Raw genomic sequence first — 20,332 nt, 5'->3', positions numbered from 1 at the left:
CCATGATCCAAAAGGCGCAATTGCTCAACTACTAGAGGCTAAAGAGGGACAAGTAGCCGGAGCGTTTTATAGAGAGGATTTAGGCGATATAGATTTGGTATGGGGGGAAATTAGAGATCAAAAGGTAATTTACAAGGTTATGGGCTAAGTAAGATTGTAGAAAAACACCTAAATGACTTTAGCCCATTTGAGGGGAATAATGCTTATGAGAAATTAGGCAATGGGTTAGATCATTTGGTGAAAAACGGGGAGCTTATTAGCGAGCATGGGATAAATACGATTATTGGTAAATATAACCAACAAACTTACAGAATAGGGCTATCTAAAGGGTGGAATGCTCAAGGTGATAATCATTGGATCATTACAGCTTACAAGTTAGAAAAGTCGCCCGATTCAGATTTCCTACCAAGTAATCGGATTACTAAGGGTGATGGGACTAATCTACACCCTAACGACCGGGTAGATACTACAGATAAACCGCTTAATAGTGATTTAAACACCACGTCTAAACCCGAATACGCTAAAACTTTAGAGGAACAATTAAGAGAACACCTATTCACAAATAGCGATGTGTGGACGCCTAAGTACCACACAAAGGGGTTTGAAAGACTACTTGATATTCTTATTTTTCCATACCACAAGCCCCGCAGAATAGAATTAAAATATCAAGAAGTGCTAAACTTCTTGAAAAAGCAAAAGGAAGCAAAACACTACTATACACAAGTAAAGAGTATCAAAGAAATTTTAGAAACACCACACATTCTTATACACAATGAAAACGGCTATATATTCCTAAGAGAGAATATCCCCGATCAAGAATTAGCAGGTGAGAAACACAGCTACTCTTTTATAAATCTTAATGGTGAGCGTGATAAGCCAATCAAGCTAATCAAAACAGGCATTACAGATTTTTCAGCTGTAAAAAAAGCAATAGAGAATAAAAACCACTCATTGATATATTTAAACGCTAAAGCGCCTAAACAAACAAAATTACTAAAAGAGTTTAGAAAATAACACCCACCCCCCTAACCCTTCCCCTAACCACTTTGTTACTCACCGCCTGCACCCCCCCATATAGTCTATCAAAAGGTTTATATCCCTACTAAATGCCAAATCACAAAACCAGAAAGAGCACCCGCGCATTTAGATTTCAGTTGTTGATCTACACAGAGCGAAGATTAGGCGTGGTTTTGGAGTGGGTGATTTAACCAATTAGATTTTGCGCGCAATTAAGAGTCCAAAATTAACCCATTTAAAGAGAACTTCTACAGTTTTAAAGCCAGCCTGCTCAAGCAAGGCTATGTTTTCTTGCAAGCTGTAGGGTACAAGTACATTTTCTAGGGCTTCGCGTTTAAAGCTAATTTCATTGAGGCTATAACCTTGCGCTTGTTTATAAAGGTAGTACAGCGCGATCATTTGTTTATCTAAGATGCGATCTAAACTCATCATCTTTTCAGCCACTACAACCACGCCCCCGGGTTTGAGGTTTTCAAAAATACGACTCATTAAGTTCTGGCGCTGCAAGGGTCTAATAAATTGTAAAGTATAAAGTAGCGCTATTGCCCCCGCTTCCTTTAAATTTGTCTGCAAAATATCCTCACAGCGCCAAGAGATGCAAAAATGCATGCATTTTTCTTGGGCCTTTTTAAGCATGGCCTGTGCGTTGTCCACACCTACTAAGGGGGTTTGTGGGTCCACTTTAGGCGCAAGGGTGGCTAAAAAATTACCCGTAGCACAGCCTAGATCGTAAACAGCCCCGTTTAAATCTTGGGCTACAAAGTGGCTGGCTAGTTTAAGGGTTTCTTCATAATAGGGGATAGAGCGCTCTAACATGTCATCAAAGATAGAGGCCACCTCTGCATCAAATTCAAAGCGCTTAGGTAGAGCGGTGCTAAAAAGGGTATCTTTCAAAGTTTAGCTAAACCAAAAACAGGGGAGCTAGGGCTTGCATAGGCTTTTTTAGGGATACGGCCCGCTAAATAACTTTTACGCCCAGCCAGTACAGCATATTTCATGCTCTCAGCCATTAAAACCGGATTTTGGGCTAGTGCAATAGCTGAGTTAGTTAATACCCCATCAGCTCCAAGTTCCATAGCAATGCTTGCATCTGAGGCACAGCCCACCCCCGCATCAACAATTACAGGTACGCTAACGGCCTCTTTAATAAAACCGATGTTATAGCGATTTTGTATCCCTAAACCACTTCCAATAGGCGAGGCTAAAGGCATGATCGCACTAGCACCGGCTATCTCTAATTTCTTAGCCATGATTGGATCATCATTGGTATAAGCCAGCACACAAAAACCCTCTTTGGCTAGAATTTCACAGGCGCTTAAAGTTTCAACCACATCAGGGTAAAGCGTTCTCTCATCGCCAATAATTTCAAGCTTAATAAAACTGATGCCTGTAGCTTCTTTAACAAGGCGAAAAAGGGCAAGAGCCTCTTTAGCGCTGTGGCAACCAGCAGAATTAGGTAAAAAGCTAATGTTAGTGTCTTTGAAAGTGTCTAATAAATTCTCACTACTTGAATCGGTGATATTAACCCGTCTAACTGCCACAGTTAGCATTTCTGCCCCGCTAGCTAAAGTGGCCTCTTTAGTGGTGGCAAAGTCTTTATACTTGCCACTGCCCACAATGAGGCGAGAGTAAAAGGTTTTAGAACCGATGATGAGCGGATCGTGCATCACTAGGCTTTCTTATGTACAATTTGATTAATGTAATAATCTACAGAACCCATTCCCTCTTTTTTAGCCCATTCTAAACACTGAGAAACAAAAGCCCAGTTAACATGGTGGTAGAATTTATCCAGATAAACCGGGCGGGCGTTTTTATGATCAATGTAGTAGGCATGTTCCCATACATCTACGACCAGTAAAGGGACTTTTTTATCCGTTACTGGGGTGTTAGCGTTGCTGGTTTGTACAATTTCAACCTTGCCATTAGTAGGGTTATAAACCGCCCAGTTCCAACCAGAGCCAAAAAGAGTGGTCGCGCTTTTAATAAAGGCTTCTTTAAAGGCTTCTAAAGAGCCATAATCATGTTCTAACGCGCTTTTAAGTTCATCTGTCATTTCTGTAGCTTTAGGGCTTAAGCAATCCCAGTAAAAATCGTGGTTGTAGATTTGGGCTGCGTTGTTAAAGACGCCTCCGCTAGCCTTATTAATGATGCTAAAGAGATCGCTATCTTTAAATTCCCCCTCTTTAGTGAGGTTGTTAAGGTTATTGACATAGCCTTGATGGTGTTTGCCATGGTGGAAATCAAAGGCCACAGGGCTTAAAAAATCTCCCATGCTATCCTTGCTGTAGGGCAAATCTCTTAAAACAAACATGCATACTCCTTATTCAAAAATGGAAAGTTATTATAATCACTTTAGCTACATTTTTGATAAATAGGATCAAGACTCTAAAAGCTTATCAAGTAAAAGAGAAGTTTGTTCTTGAAAAATTAAAATAGGGTCTTTAAGAGTGGAATTTAAATAATCAATGTAGGGCTTACTGGTTTGGTAGTAAGAGCGAGCATCAGGCATGTTAATAGCAATCTGATAATCTAGTTTATGGGTGCTAAGATAGTGCTGGTTGAGTAATAAATCATTGATCATGCCTAATTTACTCGGACTAATAAGCAAAATCTTAGACCGTAAAGTAAGGGCTAAATCAATGATTTTTACCTTTTCATCTAAGGGCACTAATAACCCCCCCACTCCCTCAACAATTAAAAGATCGCAACGCTCTTGTAAAGCTTTTAATTTCTTTTCAATCTGTTTAAAATCAATGGGTGGGAGGTGTGGCTCAAAGCGCGCGGCCACAAAAGGGCTAGCTGGTAAAACATAGCGATAAAAACTAATATCCTCCATGCGCAAATTTTCATCTACTTGGAGATTTTCCTCCAAAAATAACCCTCCATCTCCTAAATCCCCTTGTTGCACGCCGCTTTCAATAGGCTTTGCTAAAAGTGTTTTAATCCCCTTTTCATTATAAAGCTTAGCCATTTGCCTAGCTAGAGTTGTTTTTCCCACTCCCGTATTAGTTGCGCTCACAAAAATAGAACGATACATGGCTTAATCCTTGCAGTGGTGTAGGCATTATTATAAACCACGAACTCCAATAACGATACTTTTAAGTTTAACTTTTTTATAATTAACGCGCATAAAATGCTGTAAGGATTGGCCATGCTTAGAGTGCTTTTTGGAATCAGCGATACACAGGAGTGTAGAAGCGGTGTAGATGCGGCGATTAGATTATTTTCTAGAATCAAGGGCGTGCACTTTACGCTAGTGCATGTAAGTCCAGAGGTGTTAATTTATCCGGAGAGTGGAATCATGAACTATAGCCAAACAGAAGTCGTAGCCAATGAGCAATCTAGTAAACTCATTGAGGAATTTACTCAACTCTTTACCCAACAACAAATTGCTTGTGAGGCGGTTTTAAAAATGGGCAATCCGGTAGATGTGGTGTTAGAAATGGCCCCTAGTTTTGATCTCTTAGTGATTGGGGCTAGCGAATCTTCCATGTTTTATAAGCTTTTTGGATCGCACCAGAATAGTTTTATTGATAATTCGCCCATTCCTGTTTTGGTGGCCAAGTAATGCCACCCATTACAACTAGACTTAATCGTCTGCTTAATGCGGCTTTAGCTTTGGCTACTAAGTTATCCCATCGCTACATCACCCCCGAACATGTCCTTTTTATCATGCTTAATGACAAAGAGATACAGGGGTTTTTAAGGCATTTAGATATTGACATCACAGAAGCCAAACAATTAGCCCAAAATTATCTAGTTGAGCATGTTTCTACTTATGAAAATGCTTTAGAAGGGCATGGCAAGATTCCAACTAATGATGAACAACTTGCTAAGCTTTTTCAGAGTCTAAGCCGTTATGCTAAAGAAATGCCTTACAAGGTTTTAGATGTACAAGATTTGCTTTGGCTTATGGTAGAAAAAATCCCATGCTATGCCACCGATATTATTAAATCTTACGGGGTAGATGGCCCTAAAGTTTTAGAACAACCCCCCCTTGCCTTTTCCAAAGAAAAAACCTCTGCGCTTAAAAAATTTGCTAGAAATTTAAATGCCTTAGCCGCAGATCACGCTATTGATCCGGTATCTCACCGCGATGCAGAAATCCAAAAGGTAATTGAGGTTTTAGGTCGGCGTAAAAAAAATAATCCCCTATTGGTGGGTGAACCCGGTGTGGGAAAAACCGCTATTGCTGAAGGGTTAGCTCTTAAGATTGTGGAGCGCGATGTACCTAAATTTTTATACGATTATCGTATTTATGCGCTAGATTTAAGTGGCATGGTGGCTGGGACAAAATACCGCGGGGAATTTGAAAAGCGCCTTAAAAAAACCCTAAAAGAATTACAGAAGAATCCTAAAAACATTCTTTTTATTGATGAAATCCACACGGTTTTAGGCTCTGGGGCATCTAGTGCTGGATCGCTAGATGGGGCTAATATTTTAAAGCCCATGCTAGCTGATGGGAGTTTAAGTTGCATTGGAGCGACTACCTTTGATGAATTTAGAGCGGTGTTTGAAAAAGACAAAGCCTTTTGCCGCCGTTTTAGTAAGATTGATATTTTAGAGCCCTCCAAACAAGATTGTTACGCTATTTTAGGGGATCTCTCTGGCCATTATGAAAAACACCACAAGGTACACTACACCAAAGAGGCGCTAAAGGCATGTGTGGATCTTTCTGTGCGTTATTTGCATGAAAATTTTCTCCCGGATAAGGCCATTGATTTAATGGACATGGCAGGCTCTTTTAAAAAGATTTATGCCCCGGGTAGTAATACCCCCACTATCTCTAAAAATGATATTGAAAATGTGCTTTCTTTTAAAATTGACATTCCAAAATCTCATATCAGCCTTGAGAAGAAAAACCATTTGAAAAACCTAGAAGAACAGCTTAAAAAAGAAGTTTTTGCCCAAGATATAGCCATTTCTAAACTAGTTAGTGCTATTAAAATCCATGCCTCCGGCCTAATTGCTACCAAAAAACCTGTGGCTAGCTTTTTATTTGTAGGGCCTAGTGGGGTGGGTAAAACAGAATTAGCCAAAGCCCTAGCTAAGCACATGCATTTGCATTTAGAGCGCTTTGACATGAGTGAATATAAAGAAGCGCATAGCATTTCTAAACTCATTGGCGCGCCTTCGGGTTATGTGGGTTTTGAGCAAGGCGGGCTTTTGATCAATGCGATTAGAAAACACCCCCGTTGTGTGCTTTTACTTGATGAAATTGAAAAGGCCCACTTTAATATTTATGATTTACTCTTGCAAATTACAGATAATGCTAGCCTCACGGATAATAGCGGCAAAAAGGGAGATTTTAGCCATGCTATTTTAATTTTAACTTCCAATGCAGGCAGTGATGCACTAGGGCAAATGGGCTTTTTAGAAGATCGCACCCACAAATACCAAAAAGCTCTTAAAGAATTACTCAGTCCAGAGTTGCGCTCCAGATTAGATGCCATTTTAACCTTTAACCCCCTTAGTTTAGAGAATTTAGAAAGCATTGTGCAAAAAGAATGTAAAAAATTAGAGGCGCTTTTAGCCCCTAGAAATGTCAGTTTGTCTTTAGAAAAACAGGCTGTCACCCACTTAGCTAACTTGTGTTTAAAAGACCCATTGGGTGCCCGGGTGGTGGAAAAATTAGTACACACCCATATTAAAGTTCCGCTTAGCGATGCGATTTTATTTGGCGAACTCAAAGAGGGAGGGAGTGCTAAGGTTATCTTGCGCAACCAAAATATCCAAGTTGTATCCACCCCTGCTTCACGCAAGGTTCGCAAAAAGATCACCCCAACACCTTAAGGAAAGGGATGGTAGAAGTCTTGTATAGCAAAATCCACCGCGCCGTGGTTACAGATGCTAATCTTAACTATCAAGGGTCTATTACCATTGGCAAGCGCTTGGTGGAGCTAGCTAAATTAGCCCCTTGGATGAAAGTAGATGTACTCAATGTCAATAATGGGGCGCGCTTTAGTACCTATGTGATTGTTGGGGAAAAGGATTATGAAGTTTGTATCAATGGAGCGGCTAGCCGTTTGGTTCAAATAGAGGATTTAGTGATCATCATTGCCTATATTTCTATCCCTTTTGAGCGCCTTAACACCCACAAGCCCCATATTGTGTATCTCGGGGCTAATAATATCCCTAAGGAAAATCCATGTTAGATTTTAGCCAGTTTGGCGGACTTCTCTCTAGTTTACAAGAACAGATTAAAGACATGGAGGAGAAGAATAAAAATACAGAATTTAGCGCCAAAAGCGGGGGAGGGCTTGTAAAAGTTAAACTTAATGGAGCGGGTGAATTATTAGATATTCAGATTGATGATAGCCTATTAGAGGATAAAGAGGCCTTGCAGATTTATCTGATGAGCGCGATTAATGAGGCGTATAAAAATATGGAAGAGGGGCGCAAAAACGCAACTTTTGGTATGCTAGGCGGTTTAAACCCCTTTGCTAAGTAAGTATTTTTTCTTATTCCTATGGGCTAGTTCTCTTTATGCCTATAATTTCTCTCATTGTAAAGAATACTATAAACTAGCTAGCCGTCCGGGTAGTGTGTCTTTATTCTGGGAGGGAAAACAAGTGGCCTTTGTACATGGCAGTGTACCAAAAGGGGTTAAAATTCTTAAAGCCGATCCCTTTGTTGGTTTTTATCTCATTAAAGCCCCCCCTACTAAATTTGCCTACAATCTCTTAGATATTAATGAGCAAGCTTATAAACACCCACTAGCTAGTATAGGGGGCAATGATGCAAGACCCGGGAGTATCCTAGCGCGCCAACGGGGTTTTTTAACCTATGCTAGATTTTCTGCTCCCATGCCAGCTAATGCTGTGGTGAGTAATATCTGCTATCAAATTTATGGAATAGGGGTGGGGAATAGAGAAAACGCTTTTATAGAGAGTGGCTATATCAAACGCTTTTTATCCCAAAATAGCCCTTATTATGGAGATATTGGCGTGCGGGTAAAAGAGCAAGGGGGGGTTATGGTGGAGAGTGTGGATCCTTTTTTTACTAATAACCCTTTTTTAGAAAAAGATGTGATCATAAAAATTAATAACCAGCCTATCACTAGTACCGGCCATTTTGAATGGCTAGTGAGTAATCTTCCCTTTAAACGGGTAATTAGCGTTCAAATCCGCCGCAAGGGGCGCTTACAAACCCTAGCTGTACAAGTAGATAAACGCTATGGGGGCTTTTTACTCCCGGATAGCTTTTTAGAGCGTTTTGTTAAAATTAATGAGCATTTTGTGATCACGGCTCTACATAAAAACAGACCACAAGCCCTTAAAAATTTACATCTAGGCGATCAAATCCTTTGGATCAACCGCAAACCCATCGCCGCCTCTAGCGCTAATTTCACCCAAAAACTACGCGCTTTGCGCCAAGCTTTTAGCCATGCCTACATGCAAGGGCGGATTGAAATGTTGGTTTTAAGAAAGGGTTTTGAATTCTATGTCCGCCTCTAAATTACGCGCTTATGAAAATCTTTGCCAAGACTTTGAGGCGTATTTAAGACATGCAAAACCTAAGCTAAAAAGTTTTCACCCCACTTTTGAACAAGCCTTTTGGGAAATGCTTTTAAATGGGGGCAAGCGTTTTAGACCAAAATTACTTTTAGCGGTGCTTAGTTCTTTTATGCGTTCTCATCTGATGATTAAAAACGCCTTCCCTATCGCCCTAGCTTTAGAGGTTTTACACACCTATTCGCTTATCCATGACGATTTACCCTGTATGGATAATGCACCCTTACGCCGCCACCACCCCACCTTACATGTAAGCTATGGTATAACGGTAGCAACTTTAGTAGGCGATGGGCTTAATACTTATGCCTTTGAACTTCTCTCTAGCGCAAAATTGCCAAGTACGCTAAAAATCTCTTTAATCAACACTTTAGCCCATTGTGGCGGGGTTTTTGGTATGGTTCTAGGTCAGGCTATAGATTGTTATTTTGAGCATAAAGCCCTTGTAAGAGAACAACTAGAAACACTACACACCCTAAAAACGGCTAAACTCATTGCCGCTAGTCTTAAAATGGGCGCGCTTATTGCTAAAAAATACGCTTACACACCCGCTAATTTACCCACCACTCTTTTTAATTTTGGGCTTAAACTTGGGCTATTTTTTCAAGTACGCGATGACATCATTGATCGCACAAAAAGCCCTGAAGAATCGGGTAAAAGCACCCAACTAGATACTTTTAAAAATAATTATGTCAATTTATTAGGGCTTAAAGGGGCACAAGATTATCTTAAAACTTTACAAACAGAATTAAAGATCACCCTTAATACTCTTCCACCTTTGCTAGCATTGCATTTACAAACCCTTTTAGAGAGCTTAGCATGAAACCTCTTGTTTTACTTACCAACGATGATGGGTATGAAGCTAGGGGGCTTTTAGCATTAAAAGATGCCTTAGAAGAAGTGGCAGAAGTGATGGTGGTTGCCCCTAAAAATGAAAAATCTGCCTGCGGGCATGGAATCACCACTATGTTACCTTTGCGCATGGAACAAGTAGGGCCGCAGTATTACCGGGTAGATGATGGCACACCTAGTGATTGTGTTTGTTTAGCCCTTTTTTTAAGCAAACGCCCCTTTGATTTAGTTATCTCAGGGATTAACCATGGCTCTAATATGGGCGAAGATGTACTTTATTCAGGCACTGTAGCTGGAGCCATTGAGGGTACAATTCATAATATCCCCTCTATTGCTATTTCACAATACATCAAAGATTATAAACACTTTTCAACCCATGACTTTGCTCTAGCCAAACAGATAGCCTGTAAACTTTTACACCTTTGTCTCACACAAGGTTTTCCCTTTAAAGAGCGTAAATTTCTCAATGTGAATATCCCCTACATACAGCCCACAGAGTGCAAGGGGATTAAAATCACCCAAAAAGGAATGCGGCTTTATAAAAACAATATCCATTCTAAGCAAGATCCAAAGGGCAGACAATATTGTTGGTTAGGGCCTAATTCTTTATACTGGGAAGAGCGCGATCAAGTACTCTTGAATGATTTTAAAGCCATTGAACAAAACTATGTTTCTATCACCCCTATTACGCTTAACATGACTAGCTATGCAGATATAAAGACTTTAGAAGGCTGGATTTGATGTATTTATCCATAACCCTAGCACACATGCTAAAACTTATAGTAAAATGGGGGTTATGAAACTCGCTTCACGCCTTTTATTATTGTTATTGCCCTTGCTTGGCTTTAGCGGTTGTCATCGCTTAAATATGGGCTATTTTTCAGAGGTACGGGGGGGCTATATTTTCAATGTCAGCGCGCCTATAGTGGTGGTTTATAGCCCGCAAGATATGATTAGCTCCTTTTATTTGCCCCTAATTATCTATAATTTACAACAAATGGGGTTTTATAATGTTTTTTCCATGCAAGAATACCCGGCTAGTAGGGCTAAAAATGTGATCTATGTCCATGTGGTGCGCAATATCTCTGCTTTGCCTGTTTATGCTTACCACTATACCCTAATTGATCGCGCTAGACCTGATCGCTGTTATTGGCATGGAGGGCAGTTTTATTGTAGCCAAGTGCCCACGGATTACTATGCGATCAATGGTTTTTCTACTTATAGCAAAATGTTAGTGGGATCGCATTTTATTTTAGATTGGTGGGATAATATCCTAAATAAACGGGTGCTTTACATTGATGGGAGTGTAACTGGCAATACTTGCGGGTATAATAGACTTTATGAAGATCTTATCCAAGATACAATTTGGCGCATTGATTTTACCCGCTCTGAGCACTACCGCTACTACCAAAAACTCCCCCTTTATCAACCCTGTTACAAGCGCTAATGCAAATCCGTAGACTCTTCTCTTTTTGTGCTAGCCATATTGTGAGGAATTGTACCTCTAGGCGCTGTGCAACCAGCATTCATGGGCACAATTACCAAGTAGAAGTTTTTGTACAGGCGCATAAACTTGATAGGGCGGGCATGGCTTTAGATTTTGGGATTTTTAAAAATGAGATCGCTAGCTTTATTGATGCCTTTGATCACGCCCACCACTTTTGGAATCAAGAGCCTTTAGACTTTCAAGAATCAATTAAGCAAATGAGTAAGCGCTATGTTAAGCTTAGCTTTAATCCTAGTGCGGAAAATTACGCCTTAATGTTTCACTTCTTTTTAGACGCGCTTTTACAGGCCACAGAATTACACAATGAGGAATCCGTGTGTATTTGCTCTGTGCGAGTCCATGAAACTGATTATGGCTATGCCCAGAGCTTTCAAGAGGATTTAAAAAACCCCCATTTAATGCGCTTTATTTCCCTAGAGAGTGTAGAATTTTCCGAAGGGATTTTAGAGCAAATGGCTAACCCGCATTTACTTAGTCAGCTTAAAGATTATTATAAAAATATAGCAAATCCAGCGTCTAAAAAGCCCTTTTCAAGTCCTCTTCCTTTGGAGCAAATATGTCCCTCCCGCTAGTAGAAACCTTTTATAGTTTACAAGGCGAGGGTTCTTGTGTAGGCCAACCTAGTATCTTTATCCGTTTGGGGGGCTGTAATTTTAAATGTGTGGGGTTTGGAATAAAGAGTGTTATTGATTCAAAAGAAGTAGTGGGCTGTGATAGCGCTTATGCGGTCTATCCTAATGCGCAGTGGAGTTATCTTAAAAGTAGCCAAGAACTTTTAGCGCGTTTAGAACCTCTCATGCAAACTTTTACATTGCCCCATATCGTACTTACCGGTGGCGAACCTAGTCTACACTTTAATAACCCCATTTTATTAGAAACATTACAAGTTTTACACACAAAAGGGTACACCATTTGGGTAGAGAGTAATGGGAGTGTACTTTTTGAGTTTAAAGCGCCTTTACATGCTTTGCATTTTACGCTAAGCCCTAAACTTGGCTTTGTACAAACTTTTAAAGATTACTCTAAACCTTTACAAAATATTTTAGATCACGCTAAAGAGATCGTGTTTAAATTTGTAGTAAAACCCCCTTTTGAAGTTTGTATTGCCCAAATTAAAGCGCTCTTAAAACCCCTATGTTTTAAAAAATCGCCCCCTATTTATCTGATGCCCTTAGGCGTGCAGGCACAAGAAATTTTAGAAGGGTTAAAAAACCTCGCCCCCCTGTGTTTACAACATGGTTATCTTTTAAGCCAACGCTTACATATTTTACTTTGGGGCAACAAGCCGGGTGTTTGATGTTGGAGGCATTTCGTACTTATATTCAAACCATTAGCCAAGAGGATGGCAAACACCAATTTAGCTTAGATAGTGTTTTAGAAATGGGGCAGGGGTGGCAAGCTATAGAATTATTGCGCGATGCGCTCAATGCGCAAAAACAAATCATTATCGGGGGGGATTATGATTGTGATGGAATGAGCGGGACGGCTTTAGTACTCTACTTCTTTAAAGAGGTTTTGCACTACCCACGCATTAACTACATTATTCCGCAGAGAAATACCGATTGTTATGGCATGAGTGTAGAGCTTTTAGAGGAATATGAAAACAAACACCGTTTAGTGCGTACACATTACAAAGAGGGGCTACAAAGCGGGGGGGCTTCTCTTGATCTTAATAACAGCCTTTTTATCACCATTGATAATGGCGCAACAATCCCTGACTCTGTCTGTGATTTTTTACACGCTAGAAACACCAAACTTATTTTAAGCGATCACCACCACTTTTTAGAAGATCATATCCCTAAATGTGATGCCTTTATCCACCCTCTTTTAAGTGATAACCACCCCTTTAAGGGCATTAGCGGGGCTTGTGTGGGGTATTTATTCATGCTTGCTTATGCCAAACAATATAAAATCAAAATGCGCCTAGATCACCTCCAGTACATGCAGGTTTTAGCAGGGATTTCTACTATAGGCGATATGATGGATGTAAGCGCGCCTTATAACCGCCAACTTTTAAAGCGCATGGATAAAACCCTTAAAACCCACATGCCCGCCTCTTTACAGGCAATCTACAATGCCCAGAAGTATAAAAACCCTTATAGACTTTCTACTCTGGCTTGGGATATAATTCCTTTAATCAACGCTGTAGGGCGCTTTGATGGAATTTCTGGGTTTTGTCATTGTAATTTAGTAGTCGATCTTCTAGCCACACAACAGGCTAACCCTGCTTATGCTGCACTTCTAGTACTAACCAATGAAAAGCGTAAAATCTGCGTCCAATCGCTTAAAAAAAGCCTAGAAACCACGCAAAAAAATAAGCTAATTTATGCGGGTGGGGAAGTCCCACGCGGGGTTTTAGGGGTTTTAGCCAACCAGCTTTTAGAAAACAAGGGGGTTTGTATTGCGCTATGTTGGCGCTATCAAGGAGAAAGTGTAGAGGTATCTTTACGGGCTAAAGAGGGGGATTTGATCGTACTTTTCACGCGTTTTAAAGAAATGGGGATAGAGGTTTTAGGCGGGGGGCATAAACAGGCTTGCGGAATGGTTTTTAATAACAATGCAGATTTTAACAGGGCTTTAGAATATCTAGGAGGTTTAGATGCTCTTTAAAGTACCCCAGTTAGCCATTTTCCAAGATTCTGAATTTCTTGCCCTTTATCAAGAAGGCGAGCCTTATGGGGTGGGCAATCCTGTACCTCTTTTTGAAGTCTGCGCGAGACTAAAAAGCTGGCGCTATTTAGGCCAAGATCAAAAACACATTAGTTTTATTTTAGAGGATAAAAGCGGGGTTTTGCTATGCAAGTGGTGGTTTTATGCTAAAGAGCTTTCTTTAAAAAATGGGGAGGAACTATGCGTAGTTGGGGAGTATGATACTTTAGAAAAAGCGTTAAAATGTGTGCGTTTTTAAGCATACAAATAGGGTTAGCCGTGTTTACAATGGGTCGTTATAATTTTGTTTAGTTTAAAAGCGGGAGGTTTTTATGATTAAGGGTTTTGCTATGCTAAGTATTGGAAAAGTAGATATTATTGAAAAAGAATACTTAGAAACGGTGATGCCAGAGCGCAAAAAATTAGAATGTGGCCCCCTAGATGCGCTGGTGCGCCCGATTGCAGTTGCGCCCTGTACTTCAGATTTACACACCTGTTATGAAGGCGGCATTGGGGAGCGCCATAACATGTTTTTAGGGCATGAAGGTGTGGGCGAAGTGCTAGAGGTGGGGCATTTAGTTAGAGATTTTAAAGAGGGTGATAAGGTGATCATTCCAGCAATCACACCCAACTGGGGTTCTTTAGGGGCTCAAAGGGGTTATCCCCAACATGAAAACGCCCCGCTTTCAGGGTGGAAATTTTCTAATTTTAAAGACGGTGTGTTTGCTGAAAAGATTCATATCAACGATGCCGATGCAAACTTAGGGCATTTACCAGAAGGGGTAGAGGCTATTGATGCGGTGATGTTAAGTGATATGGTAACTACAGGGTTTCATTGCGCTGAAGAGGCAAAGATTATGCCCGGGGATAGAGTAGCGGTAATTGGGCTGGGTCCAGTAGGGTTAATGGCACTAGCAGGGGCAAATTTAATGGGAGCGAGTGAAATTTATGCAATAGATTGTGTACCTTTTCGCTATGAAGTGGCGCATAAACATTACGGCGCAACCCATTTTATTGACTTTACAAAAGCCCCTTTACAAGAGCAAATTTTAGAAATTACAAAGGGCGTAGGGGCAGATAAGGTGTTAATCGCAGGAGGAGGGGTGGATATTTTAAGCGATGCATGCGCATGTGTGGTGGGCGGGGGTATTATTTCTAATGTTAATTATTTTGGGAGCGGGGATTATTTACGCCTCTCTCGTTTAAACTGGAATGTAGGCATGGGGCATAAAACCATTAAGGGCAGTTTAACTCCCGGGGGGCGCTATCGCATGGAAAAACTCGCACGGCTTTTACAAACACAAAAATTAGATGTTAAGCCCATTATCACGCATAAATTAGAGGGCAAATTTGAGGCTATCGCCCAAGCTCTAGCATGGATGAAAGATAAGCCCAAAAATTTTATTAAACCTGTTGTGAATCTTAAATGGTAAAGGTACTTATTTTAGGGGCGGGGTATGCATCGCTAGCATTTATTAAGGCTTTGCCCAAGAGGCTTTTAAAAACTTGTCATTTTACACTTATTTCTCAAAGCCCTGTGCATTACTTTAGCGTGCTTTTGCATGAGGTGCTAGCAGGGATTAAGGGGCAATACACTTTAGAGCTTAGCGCCATTCTTCCCCCTGAGGTGGAGTTTATCCAAGATTGTGTTTTGCAAATCCAAGAGGGAAAAGTGCTAGGAGAGCGCGCTAGTTATACCTATGATAAACTAATTGTAGGGCTAGGTTTTCATAGCGATAGTTTTAAAATACCGGGCGTAGAATCACACGCCCATAGCCTAGTTAATTTAATAGGCGCACAGGCCACACACCAAGCTCTACTCCAAGCGATTAAAACTTGTGATCAAGCGCGCCCTTTTTCTTTGGTGGTGTGTGGGGGGGGATTTAGCGGCATAGAACTTTTAGGCGCGCTAAGCCACACACTCCCTAATTTATGCGCTTCTCAACCCTTCAAACTCACCTGTATAGAGGCTTTGCCCGGTATTTTACCCATGTTTAAAGCTAAGTTAGTACAAAAGGGAGTGGCTTATTTGCAGCATTTAGGCGTAGAGTTAGAAGTGGGGGCTAGGATTTTAGAGTGCCGGCATGATTGCGTGGTTGTGGAGCAAAACCATATAAAAAGAGAAATTAAAGCAGATTTTATTATTTGGACTTGTGGGGTGCGGGGAAATTTAGTGATAGAAAATTCTTCTCTTTTTAAAAGTGTGCGTAGCAGGGTGGAGGTCAATAGCTTTTTACAACCTTTAGGATTAGAGGATCGAGGGATTTTTGTACTGGGTGATTGTGCCCTTTTTAAAGACAAAACCAATAGACCCTATGCTCCAACAGCCCAACTAGCTAGCCAAATGGGGGCGTATTTAGGAGAACAATTTATCCATGTAATTGCTAAACAGCGGCCTAAACAACCCTTTATTTTTAAACCAAAGGGGAGTATTTGTTCCATTGGTATGGGCTATGGCATTGGTAGTGTTGGTGGCATTAATCTTGAGGGCAAATTAAGCCTATGGTTAAAAAAATACATAGAATGGCGCTGGAAATGTCTTTTGCAAGCAAAGTGAGGCTTGAGGGCTTTAAGCTTGACAAGATTTTTAAAAAGTGCTATAGTTAAGTTTTTGTTCCAGATTAGCTCAGCGGTAGAGTAGGCGGCTGTTAACCGCTTGGTCGTAGGTTCGAATCCTACATCTGGAGCCACTCTAAAAGTAAAATCTAAACTCTGTGGCTTTTGGTTAATAGAATCAAGATTTTAGCAGAGTTTAAATCCCACTTAAAAAAATCTACTTGAAAAAAAGGTCTAGCTTTTATGAAAGTGTGTCATGCGTAATTGTGCAGTGAGACCATCGCATAATCTCTAAAAGCTCTGTGCTAGCTAGGCCAAATTTAACATAAATGCCCTGCTCTTAGCCCACATATCCACTCCTAAGCTGTGTAAGCGCACCCAAAATACCAATTTTGGGGCAGAGTTTACTACTCCCAGTCCCGCCTACTTCTAAGATAGTCTTAAGATTATTGAGTCTCTCAATGGTTAGAGTGATGTCCGTGCCCATACTAGTAGCGATAAAGCCCAGCTCGATCATCTGGTTATTTTGAAAGCCACTGCAATAGGCGGACTCTCTTGAATATAGATCATCGCTAAAATGATTTCAGCCTTTGCTACCTACCTCTAAACCATAGCACCCCTTAAACTACTTAGAAATCTCCACTAAAGAAAGCACAAAATAGAGCATGTTTTACCTTGAGAGAGAAAATGCCTTGAATGCCCCATTACAGTGGTATTACTCGATCGCCTGAGAAAACACATCAAAGAGCTTGCTTACCTGCTTACTAATAAGATGTGGAAAGCATGGCATTGACATACTCCCCATAGAAAGCTAGGGGATTGACGGGATTATTAAAACCTGCATGCCAAGTAGTCTACCAGTTTCTCCTCCAAAAGTGAAACCCTTACTCTGGCGGTTATAGCACAAAATCTTTAGCATGGGGCTTTAATCTGCTTAGCTAAAGCTAGGGGCTTTATGGCGCGTGGGTAATGGGGTAGAATCACCGCTATTAATCAAAATAATTTTTATTTTGTAAATCTGCATGGAAGAGGATTTACATAGTTATCTACGCTACTACTGAGCACGCTTGAGGAAATATAAGAAATTTCCTTTTTAATGTAATCACTCTTCATATCTATACTCCTTCATACCTTTTTTGGATTTTTTGATGAAGTTTTCAGTCGTAAAGATTTAGCGTCTTGGAGCGTATAAGGTCTTTTTTAACCAATACTGAGTTTGGCAACCTTTTCATCATTGTTTAAAAATAAATGCGCGATGTAGCAAATTTGTATACTTTCTTCTGATGGAATATTAATCCCCAAATTGTTTAAATTTAATTTGTACTCACACCTAATTTCTAGCCCATTATTTAGACAATAGTGGGCAATGTCATCGATAAGATTGACAAAATCCCCTGTCAATTTGTCTTGGAGCATGAGCAAATTATAACCATTTAATCTTATAGTGCGTAAAAGACCTAGAAGAGTAATTAGAGAATTGCTTAAATGATTTAGGTTTTTATCATCCCCACCCTTTAGTTTTTCAAAGCTCTTCTGCATGTTTTTTAAAGTACTCTCTAAAAGTTTCTGACAAGTTTCTTGTTTTAGGAGTTTGTAAAAATCCTCCACATGCCATAGGGCTATTTGTATCACAAATGTTTGCAAGTGTGGTAGTTGTAAACTCAATGTATATTCTAAAATCTCCTGTGATTGTGTGCTAGCTAGGTAGTAGCCTAAGAATTTAAAAGTAGCAATATCGCGGTTCTCAATGCTAAAAACCTCTTTAAAGTAAGGGGTGAGTGAAGCTTGTTGTTTAGAGTTTAGTAAATGCCCTAGGGGAGCAACGCATTTTATCCATTCTTTTATGGGTACATTTGATTGAGGTTTATTTAAGCATGCATGGATTGCTTCTTGCAACTCTTTAGAAACCTGATCTAAGGGGCGTTTGTTTTTAAAAATAGATGAAAAACTATTTCCTAATTTTTTAAAGTAATCTTCCAAAGTTTCTATGAAGCGGATGCGTTGTCCCTCTTTAGTGGTGTAGCCTGCGACTACGGTGTTATTGTTTGGTGTGATTTTAACCTGAGCCATTAGAGTGGTGTTTGGCTCTAACATTTTTGCATTACATTGAGAAAAATATTCTATTTGCCCATTTTGTGTATAACCATACCAAAGGCGGACTACAGAGGGATTATGTGAAGGGCATTCTAAGTCTATATAGTAATCACCTGTTTTTCTATCTACTCCCTTCTTCGCCTCTTGTGGCACATGTACTAACACATAATTAAGAAGATTGGCGATTTTTCTAACAAAGTGCTCTTCTAGCTGTTGTATTTGAGGGAACTTGGGATACACTTCTTTGTTAAAGCATTTTTCTTTAATGTTAGCGGTAATGCTAAGGTCAGGATTTTTTATAGGGATAAAGCGGATATGATAGGGGTTTTCATCTTCATAGCGGTATTCTAGTTCCACTTTACACTTAATGCCTTGATCTTGAGGTTTAGTTATTAGGCGGAGTTGGTAGGGACTTGATTTGTCAGCGATATTTAAGTTAAAAATATGTGTGTCTGTGTGTGCCTCTAGTATGAAGAGTTCTTTAATGTTAATAAGACTTCCTTCCAATTCGCTAGATTCATCTACTAGTGTGAAGTTTTTAAAATACTTCCCATCAAAAAACTCAATAGAGAGATTAGGCAAGTGATCTCTATAGAGGGATTTGCCCGCCTCTATTAGTGTAAGCACAGCTTGCATATTTTCTAAAAGTTCTTTAGGTTCTGGAGGGGGGATATACAAAATCTTATCTTTAAAAATTTTGGTGTATTTACGGTAAGACTTCTTTAATGCTTCTTCTAATGCTTCTTTATCTGTTTGATTGTTAATATCTACTAAATGCGTGGGGTAGCGCACAAATCTTAAGCCCTCAGGGGTAGTCTCTACTAACAAGGGCGTAACCCAAAAGTCTGAGGACTCTTTAATGATAATAAAGAGGGTATCGCCCGGTTTGGATATTTTTAAATATTTAAAAGCACTAACCACGCTTTTAGGCAAACCCCTAGAGGCGTAAAAATGTGCAGCAATAGCTGCTTTTAGGGGTCTAAAATCTAGAAGATCCACATGATCTGGAATCAAATAATTTAAACTGGCAAATTTAAAGCGCTCTTTAAAATCCTGTAAAAATGCCTTGAAAGCCTCTAGGCTTTGATCTTTGTAATCCTTTAAAGCTCTGGGCAGGGTAAAACACCCGCCTAAATTCAAAATCCTAGCATTGTTAGCGTTGATCCATACACCATTGAGTTTTTGTTTAGTGAGTGGGGGTAGGGTTTTAAACACACCGTCTAAGAGCGCAGGTGGGCTATCTTGAAAAAGGTCTATACAAATAGATTTTATGGGTTTTCTTAGATAAAAGGCAGTTTTTTTGGAGTCTAAAATACTCAGTTCTTTTAAAATCTGTAGCGCTGTTTTTCTAATATTCTCAAAAGAGTAGAGGTTAGCAGTGGGCAAGCTCCAATCTAAAAGACAATCAGCTAGATTAAAGTTTTCTATCTCTAAGACACAGGGTAAGATTTTAACATCACTCCAAAAATGCAAGATCATCAGCATTTCTAGGTTTAAAAGATTCTTTAAAGAGAGCTTTGGGAGTTCTAGTGGACGGTTGAGTTGTTGGTGTGCCTTAAAAATTTTGCTGTAGTGGGGGTGGTGTAATAGAATGTTATTAGGTGTAATGTGCTGGTCTTCTTGGATTTGGCTTGCCTCTTGACTTCTTAGCCAATGGCGCATTTTAGCAAAGAGAGGGGCAAACTCTTTTAAGTCTTGGCGCAACAAGGCGGTGTATAAAACCTGTTTGACAAAGCGTTTCAAAAGCTTATTTTCTGTAGTGTCCACCTCTTGGTATCCTTGCACCGCTAGGATTTTATTATCTTTCAACCTATCTTTTATAGTGTAGCCGGGTTGTTTGGCAAGCCATAGTGCACAGCGCACATCAAATTCTTTTGCTAGAGAAATAGGTTTTTTAATGTGGGTGCGCTTGGTGTTGGTGTGGGGGTTAGTGAGTAAAACCTCTAGGGGTTTTTTGACATAACACAAAAGATAATAAAAATCATCTTTGTAGAGGGTTTGCGTGTAAGAAAAGTCTAATAAATTTTCTAAAAAACTAAAGAGATCGGGGGTTTTAAATTTACCCGTACCCAAGTCAAACCCGCTATTTTGGCGTAACCAACTAAGGATTTTTAAACGCTCTATATTTTCTGGTAAATACAATTCC

21 protein-coding genes, 1 tRNA gene and 1 pseudogene are annotated in these 20,332 nt (G+C 40.0%); 17 read left to right on the top strand and 6 right to left on the bottom strand.

Annotation, left to right across the window (positions count from 1 at the left end; all coding sequences use genetic code 11):
• Both G6Q00_RS08810 and G6Q00_RS03445 read left to right on the top strand, forming a co-directional pair.
• A pseudogene (locus G6Q00_RS08810) lies at positions 1-106 on the top strand (DUF3519 domain-containing protein); the annotation flags it as partial.
• A gap of 47 nt (positions 107-153) precedes the next feature.
• Entirely contained in the window at positions 154-1,014 is an 861-nt protein-coding gene (locus tag G6Q00_RS03445) for a hypothetical protein (RefSeq protein ID WP_163532029.1), read from the top strand.
• A gap of 198 nt (positions 1,015-1,212) precedes the next feature.
• On the opposite strand, the gene cmoA is transcribed toward G6Q00_RS03445, so the two are convergent.
• From cmoA to bioD, 4 genes are all read right to left on the bottom strand, one after another.
• Positions 1,213-1,911, bottom strand: coding sequence for a carboxy-S-adenosyl-L-methionine synthase CmoA (cmoA, locus tag G6Q00_RS03440; RefSeq protein WP_163532010.1), 699 nt, complete (start codon positions 1,909-1,911; stop codon positions 1,213-1,215).
• The gene (locus G6Q00_RS03435) at positions 1,908-2,684 is read right to left on the bottom strand and encodes a thiazole synthase (protein ID WP_163532009.1); all 777 of its coding nucleotides are present in this window, start codon (positions 2,682-2,684) and stop codon (positions 1,908-1,910) included. Before G6Q00_RS03435 ends, cmoA begins: the two co-directional genes overlap by 4 nt.
• Before the next feature lie 2 nt (positions 2,685-2,686).
• The gene (sodB, locus tag G6Q00_RS03430; protein ID WP_163532008.1) at positions 2,687-3,328 is read right to left on the bottom strand and encodes a superoxide dismutase [Fe]; all 642 of its coding nucleotides are present in this window, start codon (positions 3,326-3,328) and stop codon (positions 2,687-2,689) included.
• A 66-nt stretch (positions 3,329-3,394) separates the two neighbouring features.
• Positions 3,395-4,054 carry a dethiobiotin synthase gene (gene bioD, locus G6Q00_RS03425; protein WP_163532007.1) on the bottom strand — a complete coding sequence of 220 codons (660 nt, stop codon included), beginning with the start codon at positions 4,052-4,054 and terminating at the stop codon, positions 3,395-3,397.
• 114 nt (positions 4,055-4,168) lie between these two features.
• Between bioD and G6Q00_RS03420 the strand changes: the two genes are divergently transcribed.
• The 15 genes from G6Q00_RS03420 (at position 4,169) to G6Q00_RS03350 (ending at position 16,226) form a co-directional block, all read left to right on the top strand.
• Positions 4,169-4,585, top strand: a complete 417-nt coding sequence (locus G6Q00_RS03420; protein WP_163532006.1) for a universal stress protein — start codon at positions 4,169-4,171, stop codon at positions 4,583-4,585.
• The gene (locus tag G6Q00_RS03415) at positions 4,585-6,810 is read left to right on the top strand and encodes an AAA family ATPase (RefSeq protein ID WP_163532005.1); all 2,226 of its coding nucleotides are present in this window, start codon (positions 4,585-4,587) and stop codon (positions 6,808-6,810) included. The genes G6Q00_RS03420 and G6Q00_RS03415 overlap by 1 nt, the downstream gene beginning before the upstream one ends.
• An 8-nt stretch (positions 6,811-6,818) precedes the next feature.
• The gene (gene panD / locus G6Q00_RS03410) at positions 6,819-7,172 is read left to right on the top strand and encodes an aspartate 1-decarboxylase (RefSeq protein WP_205426479.1); all 354 of its coding nucleotides are present in this window, start codon (positions 6,819-6,821) and stop codon (positions 7,170-7,172) included.
• Complete coding sequence (locus tag G6Q00_RS03405) at positions 7,166-7,468, top strand: YbaB/EbfC family nucleoid-associated protein (RefSeq protein ID WP_163499063.1); 303 nt, start codon at positions 7,166-7,168, stop codon at positions 7,466-7,468. Before panD ends, G6Q00_RS03405 begins: the two co-directional genes overlap by 7 nt.
• Positions 7,458-8,474, top strand: a complete 1,017-nt coding sequence (locus tag G6Q00_RS03400) for a DUF7488 domain-containing protein (protein WP_240330959.1) — start codon at positions 7,458-7,460, stop codon at positions 8,472-8,474. The genes G6Q00_RS03405 and G6Q00_RS03400 overlap by 11 nt, the downstream gene beginning before the upstream one ends.
• Positions 8,461-9,351 carry a polyprenyl synthetase family protein gene (locus tag G6Q00_RS03395; RefSeq protein WP_163532004.1) on the top strand — a complete coding sequence of 297 codons (891 nt, stop codon included), beginning with the start codon at positions 8,461-8,463 and terminating at the stop codon, positions 9,349-9,351. The genes G6Q00_RS03400 and G6Q00_RS03395 overlap by 14 nt, the downstream gene beginning before the upstream one ends.
• Positions 9,348-10,121, top strand: a complete 774-nt coding sequence (gene surE / locus G6Q00_RS03390) for a 5'/3'-nucleotidase SurE (RefSeq protein WP_163499061.1) — start codon at positions 9,348-9,350, stop codon at positions 10,119-10,121. Before G6Q00_RS03395 ends, surE begins: the two co-directional genes overlap by 4 nt.
• A gap of 46 nt (positions 10,122-10,167) precedes the next feature.
• Positions 10,168-10,827, top strand: a complete 660-nt coding sequence (locus G6Q00_RS03385; RefSeq protein ID WP_163499087.1) for a hypothetical protein — start codon at positions 10,168-10,170, stop codon at positions 10,825-10,827.
• Positions 10,827-11,459: a 6-pyruvoyl trahydropterin synthase family protein gene (locus G6Q00_RS03380; protein ID WP_205426478.1), complete on the top strand. Its 633-nt coding sequence runs from the start codon at positions 10,827-10,829 to the stop codon at positions 11,457-11,459. The genes G6Q00_RS03385 and G6Q00_RS03380 overlap by 1 nt, the downstream gene beginning before the upstream one ends.
• A complete protein-coding gene (locus tag G6Q00_RS03375) occupies positions 11,444-12,184 on the top strand; it encodes a 7-carboxy-7-deazaguanine synthase QueE (protein ID WP_163532003.1) in 741 nt (246 codons plus the stop codon). Before G6Q00_RS03380 ends, G6Q00_RS03375 begins: the two co-directional genes overlap by 16 nt.
• On the top strand, positions 12,184-13,497 hold the full coding sequence (locus G6Q00_RS03370; RefSeq protein WP_240330958.1) for a DHH family phosphoesterase: 1,314 nt from the start codon (positions 12,184-12,186) through the stop codon (positions 13,495-13,497). The genes G6Q00_RS03375 and G6Q00_RS03370 overlap by 1 nt, the downstream gene beginning before the upstream one ends.
• Positions 13,487-13,795, top strand: coding sequence for a single-stranded-DNA-specific exonuclease (locus G6Q00_RS03365; RefSeq protein WP_163499059.1), 309 nt, complete (start codon positions 13,487-13,489; stop codon positions 13,793-13,795). Before G6Q00_RS03370 ends, G6Q00_RS03365 begins: the two co-directional genes overlap by 11 nt.
• A gap of 91 nt (positions 13,796-13,886) precedes the next feature.
• Positions 13,887-14,969: a zinc-binding dehydrogenase gene (locus G6Q00_RS03360; RefSeq protein ID WP_275896763.1), complete on the top strand. Its 1,083-nt coding sequence runs from the start codon at positions 13,887-13,889 to the stop codon at positions 14,967-14,969.
• Positions 14,963-16,093, top strand: coding sequence for an NAD(P)/FAD-dependent oxidoreductase (locus tag G6Q00_RS03355; protein WP_163532002.1), 1,131 nt, complete (start codon positions 14,963-14,965; stop codon positions 16,091-16,093). Before G6Q00_RS03360 ends, G6Q00_RS03355 begins: the two co-directional genes overlap by 7 nt.
• Before the next feature lie 58 nt (positions 16,094-16,151).
• Positions 16,152-16,226, top strand: a tRNA-Asn gene (locus G6Q00_RS03350).
• Between the two features lie 206 nt (positions 16,227-16,432).
• Here G6Q00_RS03350 and G6Q00_RS08445 read toward each other — a convergent pair.
• Together G6Q00_RS08445 and G6Q00_RS03340 are read right to left on the bottom strand one after the other, a co-directional pair.
• Positions 16,433-16,609: a hypothetical protein gene (locus G6Q00_RS08445; RefSeq protein ID WP_205426477.1), complete on the bottom strand. Its 177-nt coding sequence runs from the start codon at positions 16,607-16,609 to the stop codon at positions 16,433-16,435.
• 683 nt (positions 16,610-17,292) lie between these two features.
• On the bottom strand, positions 17,293-20,328 hold the full coding sequence (locus G6Q00_RS03340; protein WP_163532001.1) for a hypothetical protein: 3,036 nt from the start codon (positions 20,326-20,328) through the stop codon (positions 17,293-17,295).
• Between the last annotated feature and the right edge of the window lie 4 nt (positions 20,329-20,332).

Origin of the sequence: Helicobacter suis (genome assembly GCF_902196125.1) — a bacterium.
In the GTDB taxonomy this organism is placed as follows: Bacteria; Campylobacterota; Campylobacteria; order Campylobacterales; family Helicobacteraceae; genus Helicobacter; species Helicobacter suis_B.
The sequence above is the reverse complement of the archived record's forward strand: the minus strand, read 5'-3'. Positions and strand labels throughout refer to the sequence as shown.

Excerpts from the sequence above, each read along its gene's own strand:
- G6Q00_RS03435 (WP_163532009.1), bottom strand. The coding sequence starts at position 2,684 with ATGCACGATCCGCTCATCATCGGTTCTAAAACCTTTTACTCTCGCCTC.
- sodB (WP_163532008.1), bottom strand. The coding sequence starts at position 3,328 with ATGTTTGTTTTAAGAGATTTGCCCTACAGCAAGGATAGCATGGGAGAT.
- bioD (WP_163532007.1), bottom strand. The coding sequence starts at position 4,054 with ATGTATCGTTCTATTTTTGTGAGCGCAACTAATACGGGAGTGGGAAAA.
- G6Q00_RS03420 (WP_163532006.1), top strand. The coding sequence starts at position 4,169 with ATGCTTAGAGTGCTTTTTGGAATCAGCGATACACAGGAGTGTAGAAGC.
- G6Q00_RS03415 (WP_163532005.1), top strand. The coding sequence starts at position 4,585 with ATGCCACCCATTACAACTAGACTTAATCGTCTGCTTAATGCGGCTTTA.
- panD (WP_205426479.1), top strand. The coding sequence starts at position 6,819 with ATGGTAGAAGTCTTGTATAGCAAAATCCACCGCGCCGTGGTTACAGAT.
- G6Q00_RS03405 (WP_163499063.1), top strand. The coding sequence starts at position 7,166 with ATGTTAGATTTTAGCCAGTTTGGCGGACTTCTCTCTAGTTTACAAGAA.
- G6Q00_RS03395 (WP_163532004.1), top strand. The coding sequence starts at position 8,461 with ATGTCCGCCTCTAAATTACGCGCTTATGAAAATCTTTGCCAAGACTTT.
- surE (WP_163499061.1), top strand. The coding sequence starts at position 9,348 with ATGAAACCTCTTGTTTTACTTACCAACGATGATGGGTATGAAGCTAGG.
- G6Q00_RS03385 (WP_163499087.1), top strand. The coding sequence starts at position 10,168 with ATGGGGGTTATGAAACTCGCTTCACGCCTTTTATTATTGTTATTGCCC.
- G6Q00_RS03380 (WP_205426478.1), top strand. The coding sequence starts at position 10,827 with ATGCAAATCCGTAGACTCTTCTCTTTTTGTGCTAGCCATATTGTGAGG.
- G6Q00_RS03375 (WP_163532003.1), top strand. The coding sequence starts at position 11,444 with ATGTCCCTCCCGCTAGTAGAAACCTTTTATAGTTTACAAGGCGAGGGT.
- G6Q00_RS03370 (WP_240330958.1), top strand. The coding sequence starts at position 12,184 with ATGTTGGAGGCATTTCGTACTTATATTCAAACCATTAGCCAAGAGGAT.
- G6Q00_RS03365 (WP_163499059.1), top strand. The coding sequence starts at position 13,487 with ATGCTCTTTAAAGTACCCCAGTTAGCCATTTTCCAAGATTCTGAATTT.
- G6Q00_RS03360 (WP_275896763.1), top strand. The coding sequence starts at position 13,887 with ATGCTAAGTATTGGAAAAGTAGATATTATTGAAAAAGAATACTTAGAA.
- G6Q00_RS03355 (WP_163532002.1), top strand. The coding sequence starts at position 14,963 with ATGGTAAAGGTACTTATTTTAGGGGCGGGGTATGCATCGCTAGCATTT.
- G6Q00_RS08445 (WP_205426477.1), bottom strand. The coding sequence starts at position 16,609 with ATGATCGAGCTGGGCTTTATCGCTACTAGTATGGGCACGGACATCACT.